Here is a 23611-nt window from a genome sequence, read left to right as displayed (position 1 = left end):
TGCGCGTCTTTATATGATAGAAAGGCTTGACCGCGGCGTATGCCGCGCGAACCAAGGCGGGAGGGGAACCGATGCGACGAAAAGGCAGGGACGCGGGCGCCGCGGTTCTTCGCTGGCTGCAAACGAGGTCGCTGCAGAGCCGGTTGGTAACTGCTTACGCGCTGCTCATTTTGATTCCGAGTACGCTGCTGTCGACGTATTTGTACGAAGATATCCAGGAGAGTTATGTCGAAGATGCCCGGCTCAAAAGCGAATACTTGATGCAGAGCGAGAAGCAGGTGATCGTCAACCAGATCGAAACGATGGAACGGGCGGCCCAGCTGCCTTTGTCCGACCAGGACGTGAGGCGTTATCTCACCGAGCAGGTCGATCCGACGGCGGCCGAACTGGTCGATTTCAACAATACGGCCTACGCCAATCTGGCCCGGATCCAGATCAACAACCCCGCGCTGCTTCATCTTCGATTGTATACGGCCAATGAACGCAATTACGAGATTTGGCCGATTATTTTCCGGGAGAGCCGTGTCCGCAAGCAGCCCTGGTTTAAACTGACACAGGGTCTTGGCGAAAGGCAGATCTGGTATTTCCAATCGGAAGAAGCTCTGCAGGATGTAAGCGCGACGGAGGAAGATCCGCCGAAACTGTCTTTGCTGCGGGAAGTCAATCTGCCCAAAGACCAGCATATCGGCGTCGTGCAGGTGGATATGCAGCTGGACCAGTTTTCCCCGAGAACGTTCGGGGAACTGCAGGAAGACGGATCGCAAATGCTGCTGGTCACTCGAAGCGGCGTATACACCCGGGAATCCGAAGAAGCGCTGCCTCCGGAATCGCCGGTCATCCAAGATTCGGTGTCCAGGCTGCGTGCGCTCGGCGATCCCGGAGAAGTCCCGAATATCGCCGACGGATTTTTCCGTTATGAACAAGGGGGCAAATCCTATCTGATGATCTATACGCCGGTAGAGCGGATGGATGCCTATCTGTTGAACGCCGTATCGCTGGAAAAGGTGCTCAAAGACGTGAATCGCACGCGGGGCATGCTGATCTACGCCAATATCGGGTTCGTCCTTGTGCTGGCGCTGCTGACTTATATCATGAACTCGTTTATTCTCAAAAATCTCAAACATCTGGCCGACGCCATGAAAAAAGTGCGAAAAGGAGAGCTTCAGCCTTCGCTTCCGATCCGGGGAGGAGGCGAGATCGGCGCACTGGCGCATCATTTCAACAAGATGACCCAGACGATCAACGAGCTGATTGCCGAAGCGGTGCGCAAGCAGGCCCTGATGAAAGAAGCCGAGCTGCGCACCTTGTACAATCAGATCGATTCGCATTTCCTGTACAATACGCTTGAAAATATCAAGATGCTGGCCGAAATCGAAGATCAACGCAAAATTTCGGACGCCCTGACCTCGCTCGGAGGCATGATGCGCTACAACTTCAAATGGACCGGGGAATACGTCAAGCTAAAAGACGAGATGCGCCATATCGAAAATTATATCGAAGTGACCAATATCCGTTTCGACGAGCCGGTCGAACTGAGCTGCGAGATTCCCAAACCTTTTATGGAACTGGAGATTCTCAAAATGTCGCTGCAGCCGATTGTGGAGAATGCCGTGAAGCATGCCTGGCAGGAACTCGGAGAAGGCGAACGGCGGACGTTTCGGATCGAAGCATATGAAGCGGAAGCTTCCAGGATCGAGATCCGGATGACGGACAACGGGGACGGGCTGGACCCGCAGCGGCTGGCCCAACTGAACGAAGAGATTCGAAAGACCGGAGACGACGGGCCCGGTTCGGCCTATACGGGGGTCAAGCTCGGCGGGATCGGCCTGCGCAACGTACATCAGCGTATCCGGCTGTTCTACGGGGCGGAATACGGACTGTTTCTGGAGAGCGAAAAAGGCGTGTATACGCGCGTTGTACTGACGATTCCGAAAGTGCTGCTTACCGGAGGGGGATGGGACGAATGAGACAGCTTCTGATCGTGGACGACGAGAAAAACATCCGTCTGGGACTGAAAGTCATGATTGAACGGGAATGGGGAGGAGCCTGCGAGATTCGCCTGGCGGCAAACGGGCGCGAAGCGCTGGAGATGCATCGGCTGCAGCCGGCTGAGATTGTCATTACCGATATTCGGATGCCCGTCATGAACGGAATGGAGATGCTGGCCCAGCTTCGGCTGGAACAGCGTGCGGCGGAAGGTCCGATTGTGCTCGTGCTGAGCGGGTATGACGAATTCGAATATGCCAAGACGGCGATCCGTTTTCAGGTCCGGGATTATTTGCTCAAACCGATCCGCCGCGAAGATCTGTTCGAAGCGCTTGCCCGCGCCCAGGAGGAATTGGACAGCCGTACGTCGGATGCCCAGCGGGTCGATGCCGTGCAGGATTATAAAAAAAGGCTGAGACTCGCCGGCCTTGGACAGCTTCTGGAAGCCGAAGGGGCGGAGCTTGAGCGCGTGCGGGGCGAACTTGCGGCGGAAGGGGCGGAGCTGTGCACGCCGTTCTCGCTTGCGGTCGTTTCCTATCGGCATGAACAGGGGGGCAGCATGGACCGGGAAGAGCTCGCGGCGCTGATCGAACGGCTGGACGGTCCGCTGGCGTCCGGCTGCCAGGCGGCGTTATGGGATCGCGAAGGGCGCTTGGTGCTGATCGATTCGTCGGCCGAACGCGTTGTCAGATTGGCTCAGCTTGCGGAGAAGCGGGAATTGGGCGGACTGCTGATCGGTCTGGGCCTGGCCGGAAGCGGATTGGACGACCTGCCCCGCTGCTACCGCTCCGCGTGCCGCGCTTTGCAGTATACGTTTTTGCACCCCGGTGTCCATCTGGTCGATGCCCGGGTCGTCGAAGGAGGACGGGAGATGTTCCCGCCGCCCGAAGAAGAGGTCCGGATGCTGGGGAATTTGCTGGGAACCGACAGGCAGAAGGAGATGAACGAGCGGCTGTATCGCATTTTCCGGATCGACCAGTTGGCCCGTATCGATATCGCCTATATTCAGCAGACCGTGCGCCTGATCAACGAAAAGGTGCTGGACGAAGTATTCCGGCGCTACGGGGAAGCTTCGATGGAAGTGCTGAAACTGTATCGCAGGGTAGGAGACTGGAACAACTTCCGGTATTTTCACGATTATTTCCGCAGCCTGGAGAATCTCCTATCCAGTCTGAACGACTATATCAAGCAGGTTCGTCTGGCCTATACGGAGAATGAAAATCTCAAAGAAGCGGTCGCCTTTATCGAAGCGAACTATGCCCGTCCGCTCAATATGGCGACGGTCAGCAACCATGTCTCGCTCAATTATTCGTATTTCAGCGAAGCGTTCAAAGCCTACACGGGAGAAAGTTTCGTCGTGTATCTCAAAAAAGTCCGAATCGAGCAGGCCAAAAAACTGCTGGAGGGCCGGGAACTGAAACTTTCCGAAGTCGGCGAAGCGGTCGGGTTGGAGAATGCCAAGCAGTTTGCGCGCGTATTCAAAGAACTTGAAGGCATCTCGCCGCACGAATACCGCAGCAAACTGCATACCCGGGGTTGAAGATCCGGACGCGAGGTTAAAAGGGATTATCCAATCAAAGGGGGCGGAAGCATGAACAGACGATTCGGGGGAAAAATGAAGAAGATTCTGCTGGCGGGAACCGCGGCGGCGCTGATCGCGCCGCTGTCTATGCTGCCGTATGCGGAGACCGCCTCGGCGGCCGCTGCGACCGTGTACGTGAACGGAAGACTGGCTTCCGGCGAAGTGCTTGTGCGTAAAGGCCTGACGTATCTGACGCTGACCGATCTGCAGGGCCTGGGCAATTATACGTTCCGCTACAGCAAGACCTGGCGGACGATTACGATCACCGGAGGCAGCGGCGGAGACCGTTACGTGCTGACACTCGGCAGCCGCGAAGCCCGGCGCAATGGAACGTCGATTACGCTTGCCGCCGCTCCGCTGTCCTACGAGAACAAGACGATGATCCCTGTTCGCGTAGCGGCCGAACTGTTCGATGCCGACCTGGTCTGGGATCAAAACAGCGGCCGCGTGATGCTGACGAAAAATACGGACTCGGGGAATTCCCAGACTTCCCCAACCCGTCCGTCCCGTCCTCCCGTATCGCCGCCCGGACCTTCCGGTCCTACGGTTCCCAAGCCGCCGACTCCGCCTTCGGTGAGGTGATCTCCGCGCATCAAAAAAGCCCGAATTCTCTGGGTAGCGAGAACTCGGGCTTTTGCTTTGGACGTCCCAGGAGGGATTCGAACCCCCGACCGTGCGCTTAGAAGGCGCAACGTTGCTCAAAGGGGGGTCTCGGATCTGAGATAGGGTAGGGGGCTGCGAAAGCCTAGCACATGGCTGGTTGAAGTAGGGGGTATGCTCGGAAGAAATAAGCTGGGTTGCTCGGTGTTTCTTCTGCTGTCCTATTGCTGTCCTGATATCTCCAGCCACCTCTAAACTTTTCCTGCTAGAAGGTACTTCTCTTTTCGCAAAACTCTACTCCTCACTATGTCTGTTTTACCTTTTCGTTATGCTCTAGTCTGGTTGTCTTGTTGAGCTGAAAATACACGTGTTAGACTCCGTGGATCATTCTTAAAGGAGTCGTGAACATGCTAAACTTCCGCAGCCAACCTAAACTTGTCCAACAACTTTCTCAAGTCCTTTCCTTAGACATTGCTCCGTTAGACCGTCTCTTTGACACGTTCCCAACGGCCGAAGACGTTCTTCATGCCAAACCGTCCATACTCGCCACAGCTTCCGGCCTTACACTTGCTCAGGTAAAGTCGCTCCGCAGCGCCGTGTCGCTTACCTGTCTTTCACCTGCAACCCATTCTCTAGTACAAAGCCCGCAGCATGTCTTCGACATTCTCCGTTCCAAACTTGCTCTTTCCAACAACGAACAATTTTACTGCCTGTATCTTAACTCTGCCAGCCGACTTATTCTCTGCGAACGTGTTGCTCTAGGTTCCTTAAATTCGATCAGTCTTCAACCACGCGACATCCTACGTCCAGCTATTCTACATTCTGCGGCCAGCATCATCTGTGCCCACAACCATCCAAGCGGTTCTCTCCAGCCAAGCCAAGCTGATATTCTCTTTACTCATCGTCTTGACCAAGCTGCCGATATCGTTGGCGTCGAACTACTTGACCATGTAATCCTTACCCATTCCAAATATCTAAGTCTAAAACAATCTGGCCACTGGCCCAAAACATAATCCATCGCGCTTCACCCATTCTGCTAAACTCAACTACACCACCCATTCTCAAACGCCTAAGCAACCCACCCATTCTTCAAAACCTAACCGTGCGACAACCCATTCTCCAAAACCTCTTAGGCATTTTCTATACGTACTTCCTTGGCCTTGCACGATCTCTGTAACATGTACTCGCTAGCAGCCACAAACACCATCTTCAAGGACCATAGCGCACGCAAACGACTACCAGCAACACACCAAGATTCAACAAGTGACCAAATCGGTTCTTGTTCATTCTCTTTTTATTTTGTAAAGTATCGCTTTACACGTGGGTCTCCATCGCTTAAGAAATCAGAAGGCTTTGGGAAAGTAGCCCTGGCACCTTTAAACACCAAATGCCTTTCCTTTCAAGCCAGTCTTCTATAAAAGGCGTCGAACATATACTTTTCAGTGTTCGAGAAGCTTCTAGGAACAGCGAGAAGGGGAGACTCGTTTGAGTCTCCCCTTGGTTTAGTGAGAAATTTTCTTATCCGCCTGTGCTTACGTTGCCGTATTTGGACCAGTACATTTTGAAGTCGATTCGGCTGTTCAGTTTATTGCTGGAAAGGGTTCGTGCATCCGAACCCAGAGAATAACTTTCTCCATTGAATTCAATCCACTGCGTCTTGTTAGCCGTATCGATTGTTTGTGTTGTGGACTTGAAGCCTTTGTCCAACAACAGGCTTGGCGAAAGCTCCAGCATCGTCGGCACGTAGTAGGTGAACTTCACCTGTCCTTTGGCTGGGTTCTTGGGATCGCTTGCTACACAATCGTCTTTTCTGGAAGCTGTAACTTTGATCGTACCGTTCTTTCCCCACTTGGACGTTACAGCCGAAGATCTGCCTTTCGGATCGCTGGTTGTACTGGAAAGTCCAGCTGGTCCTGCTTTAGGGTATTCGACTTCGCAAGTTTCCGTTCCAACCTTCGTAACGCTCACCCAATCACCAACCCAGTTACCTTTTGAGTCTTTGTGGTGCGTATCGTCCCAAACATCTTCTTGATAAGTGAAGTCCCACGAGTACGTAGACTGACCAATCTCCGGAATGGCGTACACACCAAGTTTCTCGCCAAAGTAAGGGGAGTAGGTATTAGCTGTCGCACCGCCGTTATCTTTTAGTGCTTTGTATTGGTCAGAGGTCTTTGGATAAGCTACCGGAATATTTTGCTGCTTCTCGCTTTTGACTTCACGGATCAAGCCAATCTCTTTCCAGCCACCACCGTTACCACCCGGAGAAGTCGGAGCACCCGGAGTTTCGTTTTCCGGGTCGGTGTTTGGAATAGCCGGTTCGTTGGGCAGTGTCGTAAACTCTGTTGTTGTCTTGCCGCCGCTGTCGCCATCCTTGTTGAAAGCTTCTAACTCACAGTTGTATTTTGTGGCTGGAGTAAGTCCTGTCAACGGTTGAGTCAGGTTTTTGAACCGGTTTACTGTCTTATTGTCATTAGAGCAGGTGACATCAAAGTGTTCGAGTGTATCACCAGGGATGGTCGGCCAGTAAACAGTAGCCGTTGTTTTGGTAATGTCTTTCGGTTTGATAGGTGGTGTCTTGAACGGAACTTCTTCTCCCTCTACAGCCCATGCTCCCCGGTTGTTACTCCAAAGGATCTCTTCCGTAGACTTGTTCGGATTGATGTTGGCGATGAGGTACATTTTCTCGCCAGCGTTCATTTTAGCAACAACCTCATCTGGGATCGTTAAAGCAACCTTGTTCGTGGCGTAAGAGCCGAACATCCCGATATAAAGGGGTCTTGTGGCTGCTTCTACAAACTTGGCCAAGTCTCCCTCGGAGGACTCGTTGACTACGTTCTGGTTAAGGCGCTTAATGTCTTTACACATGGCGCTGATCTCTGCCTGCGTAGCATCTTTGAAAACATCATCCCGGGATGCAGGGGGTGTGACGCTCGCGCCGCTTGTTTTATAGCCTTTAATACTTTGGTTAGACTGCTGGACGGCACCGATCTGTCCACTGCCATCGGCATTCGTTGCAAACTTGTAGGAGAGGGTCTGCGAGCTTGCTTGCGCAAAGGAGCTCCACACGTTAATAGTCGCTTTCTTGGCGGTCAGGTCTGTTTGCATCTCGAACAGGTCGATCCCAAAGTCACCGCTGTTCGGGCCTTGTCCAAGAGGGGAGATCGAGAAGGTATCGTACCAATCCTTACCACTAGAGCCTGTGTGCCAGCCTGTTACCATACCCGGATAAGACTGCCCTGGCTTCTGCTCCCAGACAAAGTACTTGTCGATAGTAGAGTACCAGGAGGAAGTGAACTTTGCCCAGTTGCCTGCTGGATTAGCATCCGTTCCTTGATACTTGTCTACGATGTTCTTGAGCCACTCAGAACGTTCACTAGGCTTGGATTCCAGATACCAAGTTGGTTGCTTAGCTTCATGACTGGAGTTCAAGGCTCCAGCTTTCCATTTGTCCTCGGGATAAGCTACCCATTTTCGAGTGCTTACGTTATTGGTTTCTACTGCGTCTGGTGGATAGTCAATGTTGAAGTACGGGTTTTTGCCTGAGCCAAAACCGAGATATCGCCACTGAGCAGAGCTGCTATCTTTGGACTGTCCTTGCGCTGACGTGATATCGCTTGGTCCGCCATAGACAGCCAAACCTTTTGACTGCCACAGGGGGAAATTAAGCGCGTATTCCTCACTAGAACCCCGAGGACCAATAGCAATCTTGTCATAGATACCATTAATATTCATTTCATCAGCAACGTTATCAAATACGGGTAAAGCGCAAGCGGCAGTGCTGGAACTAAGCGGTTCAGCGTCAGCTTTGTTTGGAACAGGCGTGCTTACAGTAGCTGCAAGAAGGGCAATAGCTAAAACTTTAAAGGTGAAATTTTTCACTTAAGTAGCCTCCCTTATTAAGCTTGGCCTAACTGTTTTATTCGGAAATGACGCCTTGCCCCGCGTTTACTGGATTGATATGGTACGTCTTGCCTCCAGCAGTGAAGGTGCGTGATTTGCCATCGTAGTCTGCCGCATCCAGTGTTTTAGTGAACGTCGTGCCACCGTCAATGCCCAGTGCCTTCATAGCCTTTGTCATAGCGCTCACATAGTCAGCGCGCATGTCTTTTGCTCCGGTATCTACCAGATAATCGTACTTGATGACCACACCATAGGCAGCATCTTTATAAGAGTTATCAGCAAAGACAAAGATGACGTTACCCGTCTTAGGGTCTTTGATGCCGAGCGCATTCTGTTCAACGTTCACTAACGTAGTCAGACCCGTACCAGCGAGTGCTTTGCTAACGGCATTACCACGCTTCACCAAAGTTGCATCCGGTTTGGCACCATCGCTAATGACTAAAACATCTTTGTTGAATCCGCTAGGTGCGTTTCCTTCTGGCACCAATCCCAAGCCTTCTTCGCTACTTGGTTTACTTGGACGGGGCAGAAGCTCATCGCTGGCGCGGTTGTCGATTACACGTTTAATGAAAGCAACTGCTTCTGCGCGGGTCAACGAATCACTTCCTTGGTATCCAGCCACAGTAGAACCGGACTTTCCGCTAGCGAGTCCGTTTGCCAGCATGTACTTGATCGCGTTCGTGCCGCTGTAGTTCTTTCCTTGCGTACCTGCAACGATCTCGGCCACCTTGGTACGAGTGATAACGGCAGTGCGCTGAGTGGAAACGGGATAATTGAGGGACTTTGCTTTCGTGTAGTACTTGCTGCTCCAGTAAGGCGGGTTGGTCGTATCTGGAACATCGCCGTAAGCTCGGATGAGCATTGAGAGGAATTCCTCTTCGGAAACGGTCTTATCTGGTTTGAACGTACCATTAGGGTAGCCTTTAGCGATAGCTTGTTGTGTGGACCAGTTGATGACACTGTAAGACCAGCTGTTGGCTGGAACGTCAGTGAAGCTTTTTGCGGCTGCGAACGCCGATGTTGTTGAAGTGAGCGCGACTGCAATAGCTAGCGAGATCAATTTTTTTTGCATGTGATTTTCCTCCTGTTTTTAGGTTTGGGTAATCCTCCGCGATCCAACCACTCTCTGACTGCTTCTTCTTCAAACACTAATTCTTTGTTCGGTCCGAAGGAGTGGGGGAGTTCGCGTTCACTGACCCAACGAGTGACTGTGCGTCCAGAGATATCAAGCCAGGAAGCAAGTTCTTTGCGGTTCACTCCTCTGTGCCTCCTTTCGAGTTTACTTCTTTATTATAACATATAATACCATATTTTGACAATTATATGTTGGGGTGAACTTTGTGGGAACGGCTTAGCGATAGGGAATGACAGCAAATATTCTAAGCTTACTATTTGAGAAGGGGAGAAGTCAGTGCTATAGCCTACTCAAGTTTTGTGTTCTACGACACAGACACCAAAGAGGAATATATGTAACATTTTTGTATAAAAAGGAGATGATTTACTTGGTTGAGAGCATGGGAGTAGTTGGTGAGGAAATAGTCGTTTTTGGGGTTGATATAGGCAAAGATATTCCCGCTTGGGTGAAAGTAAACGAAGATCCTACAAAACATAGCTTGGACAGTTACATATTAAATAGACCAGACAAACGATTCCTGGACAACATATCCTTTACTAACCGAAATAGTGCTACGCTAGATTACACGAGTGGACGGGATATGAAGAGTTTAGCCGATGCAATTTTTGAAGAATTATATGTTAAAGGAAAACCTACTAACAAGAAAGTGGCTCTCGGATTCGAGGCTCCTATGTGGACGTATAAATACGATATTTTGGCAAGAACGAGGAAATCTTCTGATGTTTTTGTAGAAAGATTCACACTAGAAAAAACAACACCTTGGTATTCTTCTGCAGGTGCATCTGTAAATACAATGGCTTTTAGCATAGGGTTGGAACTGTTTTCTCATCTGAAAGCAAAAACAAGCAAGGCCGTCGCTATTGAAGGAACTGTCGAGCTTGAAGAATGGCGTGATCAAAAGGAATCTCCACATAAAATTCTTCTTTTTGAAGGGTTCTTCCCGACTGCACATAAACTCCCACACACACTAATACCAACTACTGGATATCAAACTGTCACCAATGGGGAAAAGCATTTCTGGGATGCTTTTTTAGTGGCAGCTTCATACTGGGAGCGGATGGTTGGAAAACTTGGAGCCGCGAGCGCGTTTGGCAAACCACCAAAGAACTACTTGTTAGTGCATGATGCAACACAATCCCCAATAAAAAACGGAATAAAAACTGATTTGCTATGGAAAAGAATATTCGATGAAGTGAAGTTAAGTATAAATGAAGGAAATGGGGCTTGTGACGTTGTTACAATAGGATAGGGGGATAAAGAGACTCACCTTATAGGTGAGTCTTTTGTTCACACCGATACGTAGCGCACAATCCTATTGCTTAAGACTTTCCCCAAAGGGTTCAGGATCTTTTTTCTGCCCAAGCAGTAAATCGTTCAAGTTGTTTAGCAGTTCTTACATGGGGGTTTTCGAAATCCTCTACCTGTCTCCGAACACCTTCTCTTAGTTGCTCAGCACTCGGGGGATTCGCAAAAACCATTTTGAGTCTATTATCTTTATGCATTTGCTCAATAGTCATTTTCTTTCTGCGCCAGAACCAAGACATAAAAACGTCCTCCTTTTCTTGAAAATAAAGAACTCCCAGCCTCTTTGAAGAGACCAGGAGCTCAGATTATTCCGAAATGACGCCTTGTCCAACGTTAACCGGAGTAATGTGGAATGTCTTGCTGCCCACTTTGTAAGTCGCATTAGTACCCTTATAGATAGGATCCTTAAACGAGTTCACGAAAGTAGAACCACTGTTTACGCCCAGAGCTGTCATAGCTTTTGCCATGGCATTAACGTAATCAGTGCGCCATTCTTTGGCAGTGGTATCTACCAGGTAATCGTACTTGATAACTACCCCAAAAGCAGGGTCCTTGTACGAGTCATCCTTGAATACGAAGATGTTGTTGTTCGTCTTAGGATCGGTAATGACTACAACACCTTGTTCAGTGTTAATAGTAGTCACAAGACCAGTACCAGCCAAAGCCTTGTTTACAGCATTACCCCGATTCATGAGAGTCGAATCAGCTTTATCTGCACCAATAACTTCCAGTCCTTTGTTAGGGGCTGTAGTGGAACCGCCATCAGGTACGCCGGTTACTGGAGTGCTTGGTTTAGTAGGACGTGGCAACAGTTGATCACTATCGCGGTTGTTGATGACGTTCTTGATGAACGCTACTGCCTCAGCACGAGTCAGGACATCAGTACCACGGTAGCCAGAAACGCTCTTGTCGCCAGTCTTACCAGCGGCCAAACCCTCTGCCAGCATGTACTTGATTGCATTTGTTCCAGTGTAGTTTTTGCCTTGGGTACCAGAAACAATTTCAGCTACCTTTGTCCGGTTGATTGGAGCCACACGATTGCTGGACAGCGGGTAGTTCAGCGCTTTAGCCTTAGCGTAGTATTTGTAAGACCAGTACGGTGGATTTTGCGTGTCCGGCAGATCGTTATACGAGCGGATAAGCATCGAGAGGAACTCTTCCTCTGTTACTGTCTTATCCGGTTTGTACGTACCATCTGGGTAACCTTTCACGATACCGTCCTTAGTACCCCATTCTACTGCGCTATATGCCCAATGCGTGGATTTAACGTCTTTGAAAGTCGCTGCACTGGCGACCGCCGATACTGTAAGGGAAGCTGCCAACATCAGCGTGGTCAAGATTTTGATTTTATTCTTCTTCATTGCGATCACCTCTCCTTTTTAAGTGACGAGGCTTTCAGCCCCGTGTCTAATCTTTTTCTCAAACTTCGAAATTTTAACACCAGCCATGCATTTTCCACAAGTACCCAACAAAAGAAAGTAATTGATAGAGATTCTCTGCACGCTTATAATAGAAGTATCCAAAGCTAGCCGTGAGGAGAAATCATATGTTTTCAAGTATACTCGATACGCCTTTCTTTGAGGGGATCAAAGACGTAAACGAGGATTTTGTGCTGCCTATGTTTAAAGAGAAACGTCTTCGTAAAGAGCAGGTGCTTTTTGATCAAGGAGATCTTGCTGCCGAAATGTACATTGTAAAGTCCGGTTCTCTGCAAATCTATCGAGAAGATGAAGGAAGAGTCATTGTGCTTGGACATCAGTTCCCGGGACAGATGATCGGAGAGCTTGAAGCTGTTCATGAAAACAAAGAAAGACTAGCTTCTGTGTCTGCTTTAGAAAAGACGGTGCTATGGAAGATCGAACAGAAAGACTTAGACAAACTGCTTGATCTTTATCCAGTCTTGTTGAGACGCATGTTCTACGTGGTCAGTGATCGCTTAAGCCAAGCAGATCGTAAGATCGAGTACTTAGCGTTTCTGGACTCCCGTGTTCGTGTTTCTAACTTGCTCTTGGATCTTTTAGCCAACTTCGGCATCCCTGTAGAAGACGGCATCAAGATCGAATGGAGAATCACGCATCAATATTTCTCGCAAATGATCGGAACCGGTAGAGAAGCAGTAACTCGTGCGCTACTTGAGCTTCGTCAAGAAGGCTTGATCCGAACAGAAGCCCGAAAGATCGTCGTTTTGGATCTGGAACGTTTGCGCAAGCAAGCAGGCGGAGAAGCAGAGCCTACCGAAACACGTCGCTGGCACTCCCAACACAAATATGATACCTAAGTTAGCAGAGAATCTCTGTGTCGCAAACCACAAAGTAAGCAACAAGCCGTTCACTTTTGAATGGCTTGTTTGTATGGCTTAAGAATTCCTACAGCGGGAACCCCCGGAAATCGCAAGTTGGGTCAGTTGAACTTGGAGAAAAGGCGAATCGCTTTTGAAAGGAGTATGGTTTGCGGAAAAGGCTAGTAGGCTAGATAGCTTGAAGTGAACCAGAAACAACTTTAGGTAATGAAGATTTCAAAATAGGTTAAGAAGCTTCGAGAACTTGAAGTCGAATTGACCTAGATCCCCACGGAACTAAGATAATGTTCGTTTACCTATAGGAAATAAACTTTCGTTTAAAAGCTTCTTTCTTTGGCCCGCCACTTGCATTCCAATGCTGAAAATCTCTCTAGTAGGACAGCAACGCTAGAACCGGATTTCAGCTTTACCAAAAGTGGACTTTCCCTATCTTGTGCCCTTAAAAGCGCACTGTTAAAATCGATGCGCAAATCGGGAAAGGGGCTGAGCAGGTGGAGATAAAAGGACATGTCAGGCAGCGCAAAAACGGAAAGTGGGAATTTTCTCTTCCGCTGGGCAAGAACTTGAACGGAACGAAAAGAAGAAAGACGGGCAGTGGCTTTGCGACAAAGAAAGAAGCTGAGGATGCGCTGATCGATGCCATGCGAGTGACAGGACAACACCTTACCAAACAAACGGGTGCTACTTTGGTCTATGATTACCTGCAAGCCTGGATCGATAAGTCACAAAACGACTACAGCGTCAGCTCAATTGATCATTTTAGAGGTTACCTTGAAAATCATGTTAAACCAGCAATCGGGGCAGTAAAGGTAGGCGATCTGGATGTGGATCATTTGGAGAGCTTCTATTATGTATTGCAAAACAATGGACTTTCGGCACAAACAATCCGGCACATCCACAACATGATGTCCAAGGCGTTTGGTGAAATGACTCGGAGAGGAAAGCTCTTAACCAATCCTATCAGCCAAGCAAAAGCACCAAAATTGCAGCCGGTGCGCCACAACGAAACTTGGACAGCTGATGAACTCGAAATCTTCTTAAAAGTAGCTAAAAAGAGTCGCTGGTACGTGGCGTTTCTCGTTGCGATCTATACAGGAGCAAGGCGGGGAGAAGTGTTGGCTTTAAGATGGAAGGATATCGACTTTGAAAGAGGCATGATCTCAATCGTCCAAGCTATCAGCAAGGCTAGGAAGGGATTTGAAGTGGGCAGAACCAAAACGGATCAAAGCATGCGACAGATGTCCGTACCAGCTAAACTTTTAAACAGTTTAACCCTTTTAAGGGATCAACAACACCCACAAGACGCCCGGACTTTCAACAGACCAAGCGACTATCTTGTTCACACACACGAAGGAAACTTCGTCGGTCCAAGGAACTTTGATCGAGAGTGGAAGAAGCTGCTTAAAGAAAGCGGACTACCCAAGATCCGTTTTCAAGACCTGCGACACACGCATGCTACGCTGCTCCTACAAAGTGGCATAAACGTAAAAGCCGTTTCGACGCGGTTAGGTCACTCTACAACCCAAGTCACTTTAGGAACCTACGCACATGTGACCCCGCGTATGGAGGAAGGCATCGTCGAAGTTCTAAACGGCATGCCACTGTTGACCTGAACAACAGCGAAAAACAAGCCCGCCCACAGAACTAGGGCGGGCTTTGCTTTGTGCTTGAACTGTTTGAGGTGTTAGAAGCCACGGGGAGACAACGAAAGGTATCTCCCTTGGCTTTGAGAAATTCGGGAATATGCTAACAGCTTGCCGGGGTTCCAAAGGCAAGAGAAGACGAAAGAAGCAGGTTAGTATTTGTGGAACTCACTTGTAAACTACAGAAGAACAACGGTAGGCGGTAAAAAAACATACAGTTCTCCTTTACGAAAAAAGTAGGGAGAGTATCGGTAGTTGACGGTAGGCGAAGTCGTCTACCGTCAAGAGCAACGTGGATAAGGAGCTTGAAGCGAGGAGACGAGTGGGATGGTAAACGGTAGACAACACGAACACTGCTGCATCAAGAATAAACTTAAACATGGACGCCCTGAATTGCTTTTTATGTATTTTGTTTTTTTAAAACTACCGATATACACGCAAAAGTGAAAGAAGGTTCTTGTACACGATCCCCACAGCGGTAGACGACTTCGCCTACCGTCAACTACCGATATCTTATAATAGCTTTATAGAAAAGGCGAAAAACGGTAGTCGCTCTGGACTCCCTCTGCCTACCGTTGTTTTGTGTTTTTATATAAAGAAACCGGCCTAGCAAAAGAAATTCCTCTGCTAGGCCGGACCAGTGTTTAAGAGAGTGGGCTAGTCCCAATTGATTGTATTGTTCCAATTTTCCTTTTTGATATAACCTTCAGTTGCTTTTTCAAGAGCTTCCGGGTTGATTCGAATGCCACTCACTGTTTTTCTACAAACCTTGAGAGACTTTACAAATTCAATCGAGCCGTCTTTGCCGATTTCTTTCAAGCTTTGCATAATGATGTTCATATTGATGTCTTGTTTACTATTTTTCATGTATTCTTCGAATTCATCTTCCCAAGGTTTTTTATGGAATTTATGACTGCCCTTTTCTTCTTGATGGATTTGCTTTTTTATATATTCGTCTGCTGTGTGGTATTCTTGCAAGAACTCAAGGAATTGAATATGCTGTTCTTGTTTTTGGTTTTGAGCCTGACTCGTCTCTATGGCTTTCACAAAACCTTGAATTTCTGTTTCGGAGAATGGCTGTACTCCAAGATGTTTCTGAAGGTTTTGAATCATAATCATCCCAATAAGCATAGAAATTTGGATGCTCAGATGACGGCCGTGTACGTTGCCAGTATATGCTTTAGCTTGTTCAAACCAGAAAGGCCATTGGTGTTGATTATCAATCAGGTGCTGCAAGTAGCCTGTGATAAATGCTTTGTTTTGGTTTTTGTTCAGCCAACTATTGCGGATAGCGTCTGCACAGTCGTTCCGATCCGACTTTTGGACAAGAATTTGCAACATGCGGTCTTGTACAGCTTCGTTGCTTACTTGAGTATTTCCCTGCATAATCCATGGAGCTTGTAGATGAAAAGTTTCATTTCCTCCCAAATGCCCCTTTGATATTGTGGAGCGGTCAAATAGTTCTTTTAGCATAGGAACAATAGTTTGCATATTTCGTGCTTTATCCTCAGTTTCAGTAGTCAGAATGGGGAAGGCGTTTGTTGCTGACATAGCATCTCGGATAGGTTGTGGCGTAGAACCCATACTTAGGGTTTTACCGTTATTTCCAAAGTACGCGGATACAACATCCAGTGTAGTTGACTTCCCGCTGCCCTTTTCACCGTAGACAAACAAGATAGGCAATCGATGCCCCAGTTCATTATGAATCCAGTCGCTGATTAGCGATGCGAAATGCCAAGCGAGAATCATCAATGATTTGTTGTTTTTTAGAGTTTTAGGAATGAGATCTAGCATTTCGCTTCCAGACTCCTCCCAAGTCTTTTTATTACTTTTGGTGATTCTCATTTGGGTGTTAAGATGACGAGGTCCTGTAATGTAAGTAGTGGTATCCTCGTTAGCATGTTGTTGTTGAATATAAATAACTTCGTTTTTATGATCAAGAGCCACATAGTAGTAGAGTTTGCTTTTTTCGTGTTTGAAAAGCCCCGTATAATCGACTACCGAACGTATATCTTGAGTTTGTTGCGCCACATGTTCCATGATCAAGTCAATATCTTTGTTGTGTTGCGCATAAATCTGAATATTAGTATTTATTTTTTTCAGATACGGAAGAAGTTTTCGACGTTCACATACGATCTCGGCAGGGAGCAACACATTTTTTCTGTTTTGCTTGCCTTCAATAATGTCTACCAAAAGCGCTTCTTCTTTTCCAAGCGAACGAACTTTTCTTACATTAGTAAATACGAAGTTGGTCAAGCGTTCTTCCTGTTTGGCGCCTTTTTTTTCAGAGACACTGTAATATTCATCTGCTTTTTCGATAATAGGGCTTGTCATAACAGAAGCGTTACCTTTTGTTTTTGCGTTGTGAATTACTGTCAGTTCAGGCTTTTCATTAACGATTTCTTTGATATCATCTACAAGTGGATTTTTGGCCATTGTTATATCCCTCCTAAAGAGTTTTGGGTATGATAAGTAGTCCGTAATAGGGTGCTTGTGGATGGTCTAATGCTGAAAAGTCTACAGTCCATATAAAATCTTCTTTTGTACTTTCGGGAAAAAAGCCTTTGGCTTTTTGTGCTCGCCATTCTGTGGCTATCTCCCAAGTAGTATCGTATTCATTTTGTAGAAACCAAGTAGAATGGCCCGAACGGTCGCCTTGATACCCTTTCAAAACGAAGTGATCAATAAAAGCTTCCGCTAAGAGCACATTTTCCCAAGTATGATGAAAAGAACGTACTTGGTTTTTCTCGCCTGGATAAGTAATCGTCAAAGGCTTTCTGCCAAGCAAGTGCATCGCGATTCGGTAGTCGCTGATTCTTTTTGAGGCTGTTTCTGGGAACCAAGACCGGTACTGATCATAGCCGACTTTCTGCTCCCAGGCCATTAGTGCATCGCGTTCTTCGTTAGTAATACGGTTGGCTTTGTCTTTATCCCAGAGTGTGGTGCTAAGTGGTTGGCCGTAGTGAGCGATGAATTTGTACTCGCAGGAGTCCAAGTTAGGGCAGGTCCACCCGTGCTCTGCTATCTTTTTACAAGAGACAGGTATCATGTCGCGTTGTATTGCATCTATGCCCCTATAAAACTTCTTTTCAGTTTCTTTAGGATCATAGACATAAGAAGCGTCGCCTTTTGTAGCAGTCTTATCGTAGCCTTTGCTAAACTCGTGAGCTAGCTCAAGTCCTGCTTCACCGTAAGCAGCAAGGTTACTCATCACGGCGTACCATGCGGGTTCCTCCAACTGATTAGCATTTTGAATACCCGCTTTAATCATTTCGCATCCTCGCAGACGTTCGACCTTTTGTACATTGTCTGGGAGCTTCATTTGCCGATACCAGTTATTAGCGCCTGGTATGGTCGGAGACGGAGCAGAGAAGTTTTGAATTGCCGGAACTCCTTCTGCCTTTTTGCGTTCTTCTTCAAGAAGCAGATGGGTTGCTGGCGTACGTTTTTCCAGTGCTTCCTCGAGAACGGCCCATTGGTCTGAGAAAGGATTGTTGTACCGATCAACGAATTGGCATTTGTTCCCGTAGAGTGGCAGAGCAATCTGGTTTCCGTATCCAGTAGAAGCAACTGCATCTTGCGCAGGGAATAGCCTATCCAAAGCTCGTTTTGTGTTTTTGCCTTTACCGGTGTCTCCTGAGATCGGGATGCCAGCTCCAACCAGCGCGTTCAACATCAGTGTACGAGCTTTTGACGCGAGTACAGGGGCTTCAAAGAACAGCCACACGTGATAGCCTTTACCTGAATGGGAAAGCTCGACAAGAGGATGAAGCCCGCTCTGTTTAAGGAAATCATGGAGTTGCCAAGCTTGCTCTTGAGCAAGCTTGTTATCATCAAAGTCAGCTGCGATGAACTTGCAGTTGTTATCGGGTTCAGGTTTAGTAGGAAGGGTGCCGATTCGGAACTGCCCTTTGAGATGATTTCGCAACACATCATCACTTACCGTCTTGTCCGTCTTGTCTAGATTTTGTGCGCGAGCCCAACTGGATTTGAATTCAAAATAAGCATTATCTCTATGGATAAAAAGTTCTCGAACGAGGTCGATTTCATTTTGAGTAAACATGCGTGGGGAGCCTCCCTTCAAATATTGCGCCTAAAAACGACGACTGATAAAATGGAGGCGTCCCATTCAAGTCAAGGATCGCCTCCTTGGTACTTGTCGATAGTCGGTTGCAGCCGACTATCGACCTTCTGGAGCAGTTAAAGACTGCTCCTTTTTCTTATGTCTACATAGAGCATCACCTCCTTTAAAATTCAGCCCGCATATTCTACCGTCAGTTAAGGTCACCAGGCAACAGGCTGGGGGGAGTCGCTCTGTGGGCTCTCCTCAAGAGGGGGTACTTTCAAAAGAGAGGTTTTCTAAAATTTTCATTCCATATAGCTCTCTTTTATCTCCAGATGCGATGAGCCAATCGGCAGCCAATTGTGGATCGATTGCAAGCATATTTGAACGGGTTCGCTCATGGGGCATGCCCTCAATGACCCATCGTGTGACGAGGCTGCTACGCACCTTAGCTAAGCGTGCTAGCTTGGCAGCGCTTAAAGCTTCACCTTGACGAAGCTTGTTCATAACCCCGTATTGATCGTTCCACCACTTCTGAACAGCCTGCGTATCAAACAACCATTCCCCTTGAGCTGTCTTTTTTGCTGGGAAATCTTCGTTTCTTTTCATAATGCTGTAGAGCGTCGTATCGGGAATACCGAGAAATACAGACATTCGCATGACACCTGCGATCTGCATATTCGTTCCTCCTCTCAAATTTATCCAGATTTTAACAGTCCGGTTTTTATTGCACAATTGATCTTGAGATACCTTTGAGTGAAGGTGCGCTTCTTGATGTCGGTTAAAGCTCACCCTCCAACGTCATCTCGAATGGGGAAGAATCCAGTAGCTTAGAATTCTCGAACGTTCGACAGAAACTGGTATAGGCCTTGTACGAGGCTTCCATCAGCAGACAAGCGATCATCTTATCCCCGGGTTTTTGCGCAATGTCATATTCTTTGCCCAGGATTTCTATCGTGCCAGAAATTTTGGCTTGGATTTTAAGAGTCTTTCCTTTGTTCAAGCGCTGGAGTTGTTGTTTTAGCAAATAAAAGTCAGGTCTATGAGTTTGGTATTCTTTATAGAGAATATTTGACGGTAGGAGTGTGATACGGATCGTGTACAGAGTTTTGGGCGATTTGAACATTGGAAAATCATCCTTTCAGGGAACCTTATTTTGTAGCAGCTAATTCAACACATAGCTGCTATGAACGCAATAGATAAAGGGTAGTTTATTTTCTGATTGTGTCCAAAATGTGAACGTGGTTAAACGCAAAAAAGCCGCCTCCAATTTCGGAGACGGCTTCAAAATACGTAGTCTATTGTTTTATTGTTCGGCTGTCCTATTGCTGTCCGACTAGCAACGACACTGGGCGATTCGTAGAGATCGGTATCTAAGATTCAGAAACGTATAAAGACTGATTCGAGGGTAATAGATATAAGAGAATCCCTCAGAGAAGGGGAGAATTGAGCTATCGTTTTTGACAAATAACAAAAGGCCCCCTATATAGGGGGCCTGACTTGTACGTCCCAGGAGGGATTCGAACCCCCGACCGTGCGCTTAGAAGGCGCATGCTCTATCCAACTGAGCTACTGGGACAAGTGAAAAACAGAACAGAAATTAATATACCATATAAGCATTATTCCCGCAAGCCGAATTGTGAAAAAAACCGGAACAAGAAGCGGATTAATTTTTCCCTACATCTTATTAGCTCTTGTCGAAGTAGGGATCCGGAGAAACCGTCGGAAGGCTGTTTCGACAATCGCCGCGGCAGACGCGGGCTTGCGGCTTGTGATATACTGTAGCCTCACAAAGATGCCGTGAGCGGAAGCCGGCTTACGGAAGCAGGAGGGTTGACTTATCGATTCCACACGAAGAACGGACAAGGCGGGAGTAGTGCTGCTTCCCAAGACGCTCGACTATTACCAGGAACAAGTGACCCGGATGCTGGAGAGCGAACGCTACGGGGAAGCGATCGAGACGCTGGAATTTCTGTTGGGCTGCGAAGGCCAGGATGAACAGCGGCGCCAGGAATGGAGCACGCTGCTCGAATGGCTGCGGGTCGCTTTTCCCGGGGGAGCGCAGGATGCCTACGGCAATGAAGCGGTGCTGGCAGGCGAAGAGCCGGAAGACGCGGCGCAGGCGCTCAAACGGCGTACGCTGGAGAAGCAGCGCGAAGATTCCGGCTACGAGCGGGAACTGCTTCGCCGCGTGACTCAGGAGCCGCTGACGGAACGGGGACAGATCGCACTGGAGCAGCTCGCTTACCTGGAAGGTCCGGAGACGGACCGCGAGCTGATCGGATGGCTGGAGTCGGAAGAACTTCATCCGCTGCTCCAGTTCCGCACCCTGCAGACGCTGAAGCGGCGGGGCGCGTCAGGAGTCGTCCGTCTTGGCCGGGACGGAATCACGATCGAACCGGAGATCGAACGGACGCCGCTGCTGCCGCATGAATTTCCGATTGCGGTCGCCGAAGTGCTGACAAGGGTGGCGAACCAGACGGAGAGCGGCGATCCTTCCCTGTTCTATTTCGCGCGCGAGATGTGGATGCAGTTCGTGATGGCGGCGTACGGAACCGCCGATTACGAAGGGCTGATCCGCGGAGGCGAAGAAGAGATCGATGCCTGGGCCGCCGCTCTGCACGCGCAAACGTCGGAGACGCTTGAAGGAGGCGGGAAAAGCGAACAAATCCGCGATGCCTACGGGATTACGGGAGAACTTCGTTTTCGCTGCGAACGTGCCGAACGCTCGCTCCGTGCATTTGCCAAAGGAAGTCTGAGAAGGTAGGCGGAAGGGGAAACGGTTACTTTTCAGGCCGAAACCCCTGCGTTTTGGCGCAGCGTTGGCGTTTGCGCTTGAAATCCGCCGGAAATTTGTTTATGATAGAATGGTTATTGCGAACGTGGATGTAGTATGCTAAATTAACTTAATTGATAGCTAATTGTTGGAGGGGAATACTTAATATGACAGCAAGTTGGGAAAAAACCGAGAAGAACCTTGGTGTTCTTGAAGTCGAAGTTGCAGCGGAACGCGTTGAATCCGCGCTTGATAAAGCTTTCCAAAAAGTCGTGAAGAAAGCGAATGTTCCAGGTTTCCGCAAAGGCAAAGTGCCGCGGTCGATCTTCGAAGCCCGTTTTGGCGTCGAAAGCCTGTACAACGACGCGATCGACATTCTGCTGCCTGAAGCCTACGGCGAAGCGGTCGAAGAAGCCGGTATCTTCCCGGTAGACCGTCCGGAAATCGACATCGAACAATTCGGCAAAGGCCAGACGCTGAAGTTCAAAGCGAAAGTTACCGTAAAACCTGAAGTGAAACTGGGCGAATACAAAGGCGTGGAAGTGCCTGTATCCGAAATCAGCGTAACGGAAGAAGAAATCGCATCCGAGCTTGAGCGTCTGCAGACCCGTCATGCCGAGCTAATCGTCGTTGACGAAGAAGCGGCAGCCGACGGAGACACCGTATCGATCGATTTCGACGGATACGTAGGCGACGAAGCTTTCGAAGGCGGCAAAGCCGAGAACTACTCGCTCGAACTCGGATCGGGTTCGTTCATTCCGGGCTTTGAAGAGCAGGTTGTAGGCATGTCGACAGGCGATTCCAAAGACGTTACCGTAACGTTCCCGGAAGCTTACCATGCAGCCGAACTGGCCGGCAAAGAAGCCGTCTTCAAAGTGAAACTGCACGAAATCAAACGCAAACAGCTTCCTGAGCTGGACGACGAGTTCGCCAAAGACGTTAGCGAATTCGAAACGCTGGACGAGTACAAGGAAGATCTGAAGAAACAAATCGAAGACCGCAAGAAAAGCGAAAGCAACGCAGCCCGTGAAAACGCGGTTGTCGAAGCTGTAGCCGCAGCTGCGGAAGTCGAAATTCCGGAAGCCATGGTGGAAAGCGAAGTCGAGAACATGATGCGCGATTTCGACAACCGTCTGCGCCAACAAGGAATGAACCTGGAAATGTACACAAGCTTCTCCGGTCAAACGGCTGAAGACCTGCGTACGCAAATGAAAACAGATGCCGAGAAGCGCGTCATGAACAACCTCGTGCTGGAAGCAATCGCGAAGCAGGAGAACATTTCGGCATCCGAAGAGGATATCGAAAAAGAACTGCAAACGATGGCTGACATGTACAAGCGCAGCCTGGACGAGATTCGCGGCATCCTGGGCGCCAATGGTTCGCTGGCCAGCCTGAACGATGAGATCACTCTGCGCAAGACAATCGAATTCCTGCTGGAAAATAGCAAAGAAGTCGCAGCTCCTGCCGAAGAGTCGGCTGAGTAAGCTTTTGCTTCGAACGGCAATCGAATAGTTTGACTTGCCTGGGCAAGGCACGTATGATTCTATGCGTGCCTTGTCCTTTTGTTTTGCGGAGGAAGATGGACCGGTTTTCGGCCTTGATCCGCATTTCTTTTATCGAAAAATGACATCGGCATTTGAAAATGGTAAACTAACAATACAGGCTGAACAAACGGCCGGATTCGGCTGCTTGCTCCCTAAGATATTCCCTTACGAAAGAGAGGTTGATCGTATGAGTTTAGTCCCTACAGTTATTGAACAAACAAGCCGCGGAGAGCGCTCCTACGATATTTATTCGAGGCTTCTCAAAGACCGGATCATTCTGCTTGGCGATGCGATCGACGATCATGTAGCGAACCTGATTGTTGCGCAGCTGCTGTTTTTGGCAGCGGAAGATCCCGAGAAAGACATCTACTTGTACATTAATTCCCCCGGTGGTTCTGTAACTGCGGGCATGGGTATATATGATACAATGCAATACATTAAGCCGGATGTATCCACGATTTGCGTCGGGATGGCGGCGAGTATGGGATCGCTTCTGCTGACGGCCGGAGCGCCGGGCAAGCGTTTTGCGCTGCCGAACAGCGAAGTCATGATTCACCAGCCGCTTGGCGGTGTCAGCGGCCAAGCTTCGGACATTCTGATTCATACGGATTGGATCATTAAGACGAAGCGCAAGCTGAATAACATTTATGTGGATACGACCGGTCAGCCCCTTGAGAAAATCGAGCGGGACACAGACCGTGACTTTTTCATGAGTGCAGAAGAAGCCAAGTCTTATGGACTGATCGATAAAGTTCTTGAGCGACCGATTAATTCTTAA

19 protein-coding genes and 1 tRNA gene are annotated in these 23611 nt (G+C 48.5%); 10 read left to right on the top strand and 10 right to left on the bottom strand.

Features of this window, described 5'->3' with window-relative positions; translation table 11 throughout:
- The first annotated feature begins 71 nt into the window (after positions 1-71).
- The 4 genes from HRQ60_RS08135 (at position 72) to HRQ60_RS08120 (ending at position 5181) form a co-directional block, all read left to right on the top strand.
- Positions 72-1967: a cache domain-containing sensor histidine kinase gene (locus HRQ60_RS08135; RefSeq protein ID WP_246281226.1), complete on the top strand. Its 1896-nt coding sequence runs from the start codon at positions 72-74 to the stop codon at positions 1965-1967.
- The gene (locus HRQ60_RS08130) at positions 1964-3526 is read left to right on the top strand and encodes a response regulator (protein ID WP_172195208.1); all 1563 of its coding nucleotides are present in this window, start codon (positions 1964-1966) and stop codon (positions 3524-3526) included. The genes HRQ60_RS08135 and HRQ60_RS08130 overlap by 4 nt, the downstream gene beginning before the upstream one ends.
- A gap of 51 nt (positions 3527-3577) precedes the next feature.
- A complete protein-coding gene (locus tag HRQ60_RS08125; RefSeq protein WP_172195206.1) occupies positions 3578-4150 on the top strand; it encodes a copper amine oxidase N-terminal domain-containing protein in 573 nt (190 codons plus the stop codon).
- A 425-nt stretch (positions 4151-4575) separates the two neighbouring features.
- Positions 4576-5181: a JAB domain-containing protein gene (locus HRQ60_RS08120; protein WP_172195204.1), complete on the top strand. Its 606-nt coding sequence runs from the start codon at positions 4576-4578 to the stop codon at positions 5179-5181.
- Between the two features lie 505 nt (positions 5182-5686).
- Here the strand turns inward: HRQ60_RS08120 and HRQ60_RS23995 are convergent.
- From HRQ60_RS23995 to HRQ60_RS08105, 3 genes are read right to left on the bottom strand one after another with little or no spacing between them, the layout of a single operon-like run.
- The gene (locus tag HRQ60_RS23995; protein ID WP_172195202.1) at positions 5687-8047 is read right to left on the bottom strand and encodes an Athe_2463 domain-containing protein; all 2361 of its coding nucleotides are present in this window, start codon (positions 8045-8047) and stop codon (positions 5687-5689) included.
- A 37-nt stretch (positions 8048-8084) separates the two neighbouring features.
- Complete coding sequence (locus tag HRQ60_RS08110) at positions 8085-9140, bottom strand: S-layer homology domain-containing protein (RefSeq protein WP_172195200.1); 1056 nt, start codon at positions 9138-9140, stop codon at positions 8085-8087.
- Positions 9125-9325, bottom strand: a complete 201-nt coding sequence (locus tag HRQ60_RS08105; RefSeq protein ID WP_172195198.1) for a helix-turn-helix domain-containing protein — start codon at positions 9323-9325, stop codon at positions 9125-9127. The genes HRQ60_RS08110 and HRQ60_RS08105 overlap by 16 nt, the downstream gene beginning before the upstream one ends.
- A gap of 245 nt (positions 9326-9570) precedes the next feature.
- Here HRQ60_RS08105 and HRQ60_RS08100 point away from each other — a divergent pair, with 245 nt between their 5' ends.
- Positions 9571-10452: a hypothetical protein gene (locus HRQ60_RS08100; RefSeq protein ID WP_172195196.1), complete on the top strand. Its 882-nt coding sequence runs from the start codon at positions 9571-9573 to the stop codon at positions 10450-10452.
- Between the two features lie 91 nt (positions 10453-10543).
- Here the strand turns inward: HRQ60_RS08100 and HRQ60_RS08095 are convergent, their stop codons facing one another.
- Complete coding sequence (locus tag HRQ60_RS08095; RefSeq protein ID WP_172195194.1) at positions 10544-10747, bottom strand: hypothetical protein; 204 nt, start codon at positions 10745-10747, stop codon at positions 10544-10546.
- A 66-nt stretch (positions 10748-10813) separates the two neighbouring features.
- The gene (locus HRQ60_RS08090; protein ID WP_172195192.1) at positions 10814-11869 is read right to left on the bottom strand and encodes an S-layer homology domain-containing protein; all 1056 of its coding nucleotides are present in this window, start codon (positions 11867-11869) and stop codon (positions 10814-10816) included.
- Positions 11870-12054: 185 nt separating this feature from the next.
- On the opposite strand from HRQ60_RS08090, the gene HRQ60_RS08085 reads away from it, so the two are divergent.
- Together HRQ60_RS08085 and HRQ60_RS08080 are read left to right on the top strand one after the other, a co-directional pair.
- A complete protein-coding gene (locus tag HRQ60_RS08085) occupies positions 12055-12786 on the top strand; it encodes a Crp/Fnr family transcriptional regulator (RefSeq protein ID WP_172195190.1) in 732 nt (243 codons plus the stop codon).
- A gap of 512 nt (positions 12787-13298) precedes the next feature.
- Positions 13299-14420, top strand: a complete 1122-nt coding sequence (locus HRQ60_RS08080; RefSeq protein ID WP_172195188.1) for a tyrosine-type recombinase/integrase — start codon at positions 13299-13301, stop codon at positions 14418-14420.
- 687 nt (positions 14421-15107) lie between these two features.
- Here the strand turns inward: HRQ60_RS08080 and HRQ60_RS08075 are convergent.
- The 5 genes from HRQ60_RS08075 to HRQ60_RS08055 form a co-directional block, all read right to left on the bottom strand.
- Complete coding sequence (locus HRQ60_RS08075) at positions 15108-16886, bottom strand: hypothetical protein (RefSeq protein WP_172195186.1); 1779 nt, start codon at positions 16884-16886, stop codon at positions 15108-15110.
- Positions 16887-16899: 13 nt separating this feature from the next.
- Positions 16900-18513, bottom strand: coding sequence for a TOTE conflict system archaeo-eukaryotic primase domain-containing protein (locus tag HRQ60_RS08070; RefSeq protein ID WP_172195184.1), 1614 nt, complete (start codon positions 18511-18513; stop codon positions 16900-16902).
- A gap of 264 nt (positions 18514-18777) precedes the next feature.
- The gene (locus HRQ60_RS08065; protein WP_172195183.1) at positions 18778-19191 is read right to left on the bottom strand and encodes a hypothetical protein; all 414 of its coding nucleotides are present in this window, start codon (positions 19189-19191) and stop codon (positions 18778-18780) included.
- A gap of 103 nt (positions 19192-19294) precedes the next feature.
- Entirely contained in the window at positions 19295-19639 is a 345-nt protein-coding gene (locus HRQ60_RS08060) for a hypothetical protein (RefSeq protein WP_172195181.1), read from the bottom strand.
- A gap of 379 nt (positions 19640-20018) precedes the next feature.
- A tRNA-Arg gene (locus HRQ60_RS08055) sits at positions 20019-20092 on the bottom strand.
- Positions 20093-20389: 297 nt separating this feature from the next.
- Here HRQ60_RS08055 and HRQ60_RS08050 point away from each other — a divergent pair.
- From HRQ60_RS08050 to clpP, 3 genes are all read left to right on the top strand, one after another.
- Positions 20390-21280, top strand: a complete 891-nt coding sequence (locus HRQ60_RS08050; RefSeq protein WP_343044638.1) for a hypothetical protein — start codon at positions 20390-20392, stop codon at positions 21278-21280.
- A 176-nt stretch (positions 21281-21456) separates the two neighbouring features.
- A complete protein-coding gene (tig, locus tag HRQ60_RS08045; protein ID WP_172195179.1) occupies positions 21457-22773 on the top strand; it encodes a trigger factor in 1317 nt (438 codons plus the stop codon).
- A gap of 247 nt (positions 22774-23020) precedes the next feature.
- Complete coding sequence (gene clpP, locus HRQ60_RS08040; RefSeq protein ID WP_172195410.1) at positions 23021-23611, top strand: ATP-dependent Clp endopeptidase proteolytic subunit ClpP; 591 nt, start codon at positions 23021-23023, stop codon at positions 23609-23611.

It is taken from the genome of Saccharibacillus qingshengii (genome assembly GCF_013185195.1).
GTDB lineage: Bacteria > Bacillota > Bacilli > Paenibacillales > Paenibacillaceae > Saccharibacillus > Saccharibacillus qingshengii.
The sequence above is the reverse complement of the archived record's forward strand: the minus strand, read 5'-3'. Positions and strand labels throughout refer to the sequence as shown.

Bases quoted from the DNA above. Each gene is read 5' to 3' on its own strand.
- HRQ60_RS08135 (WP_246281226.1), top strand. From the start codon at position 72: ATGCGACGAAAAGGCAGGGACGCGGGCGCCGCGGTTCTTCGCTGGCTG.
- HRQ60_RS08130 (WP_172195208.1), top strand. From the start codon at position 1,964: ATGAGACAGCTTCTGATCGTGGACGACGAGAAAAACATCCGTCTGGGA.
- HRQ60_RS08125 (WP_172195206.1), top strand. From the start codon at position 3,578: ATGAACAGACGATTCGGGGGAAAAATGAAGAAGATTCTGCTGGCGGGA.
- HRQ60_RS08120 (WP_172195204.1), top strand. From the start codon at position 4,576: ATGCTAAACTTCCGCAGCCAACCTAAACTTGTCCAACAACTTTCTCAA.
- HRQ60_RS08110 (WP_172195200.1), bottom strand. From the start codon at position 9,140: ATGCAAAAAAAATTGATCTCGCTAGCTATTGCAGTCGCGCTCACTTCA.
- HRQ60_RS08095 (WP_172195194.1), bottom strand. From the start codon at position 10,747: ATGTCTTGGTTCTGGCGCAGAAAGAAAATGACTATTGAGCAAATGCAT.
- HRQ60_RS08090 (WP_172195192.1), bottom strand. From the start codon at position 11,869: ATGAAGAAGAATAAAATCAAAATCTTGACCACGCTGATGTTGGCAGCT.
- HRQ60_RS08085 (WP_172195190.1), top strand. From the start codon at position 12,055: ATGTTTTCAAGTATACTCGATACGCCTTTCTTTGAGGGGATCAAAGAC.
- HRQ60_RS08075 (WP_172195186.1), bottom strand. From the start codon at position 16,886: ATGGCCAAAAATCCACTTGTAGATGATATCAAAGAAATCGTTAATGAA.
- HRQ60_RS08070 (WP_172195184.1), bottom strand. From the start codon at position 18,513: ATGTTTACTCAAAATGAAATCGACCTCGTTCGAGAACTTTTTATCCAT.
- HRQ60_RS08065 (WP_172195183.1), bottom strand. From the start codon at position 19,191: ATGCAGATCGCAGGTGTCATGCGAATGTCTGTATTTCTCGGTATTCCC.
- HRQ60_RS08060 (WP_172195181.1), bottom strand. From the start codon at position 19,639: ATGTTCAAATCGCCCAAAACTCTGTACACGATCCGTATCACACTCCTA.
- tig (WP_172195179.1), top strand. From the start codon at position 21,457: ATGACAGCAAGTTGGGAAAAAACCGAGAAGAACCTTGGTGTTCTTGAA.
- clpP (WP_172195410.1), top strand. From the start codon at position 23,021: ATGAGTTTAGTCCCTACAGTTATTGAACAAACAAGCCGCGGAGAGCGC.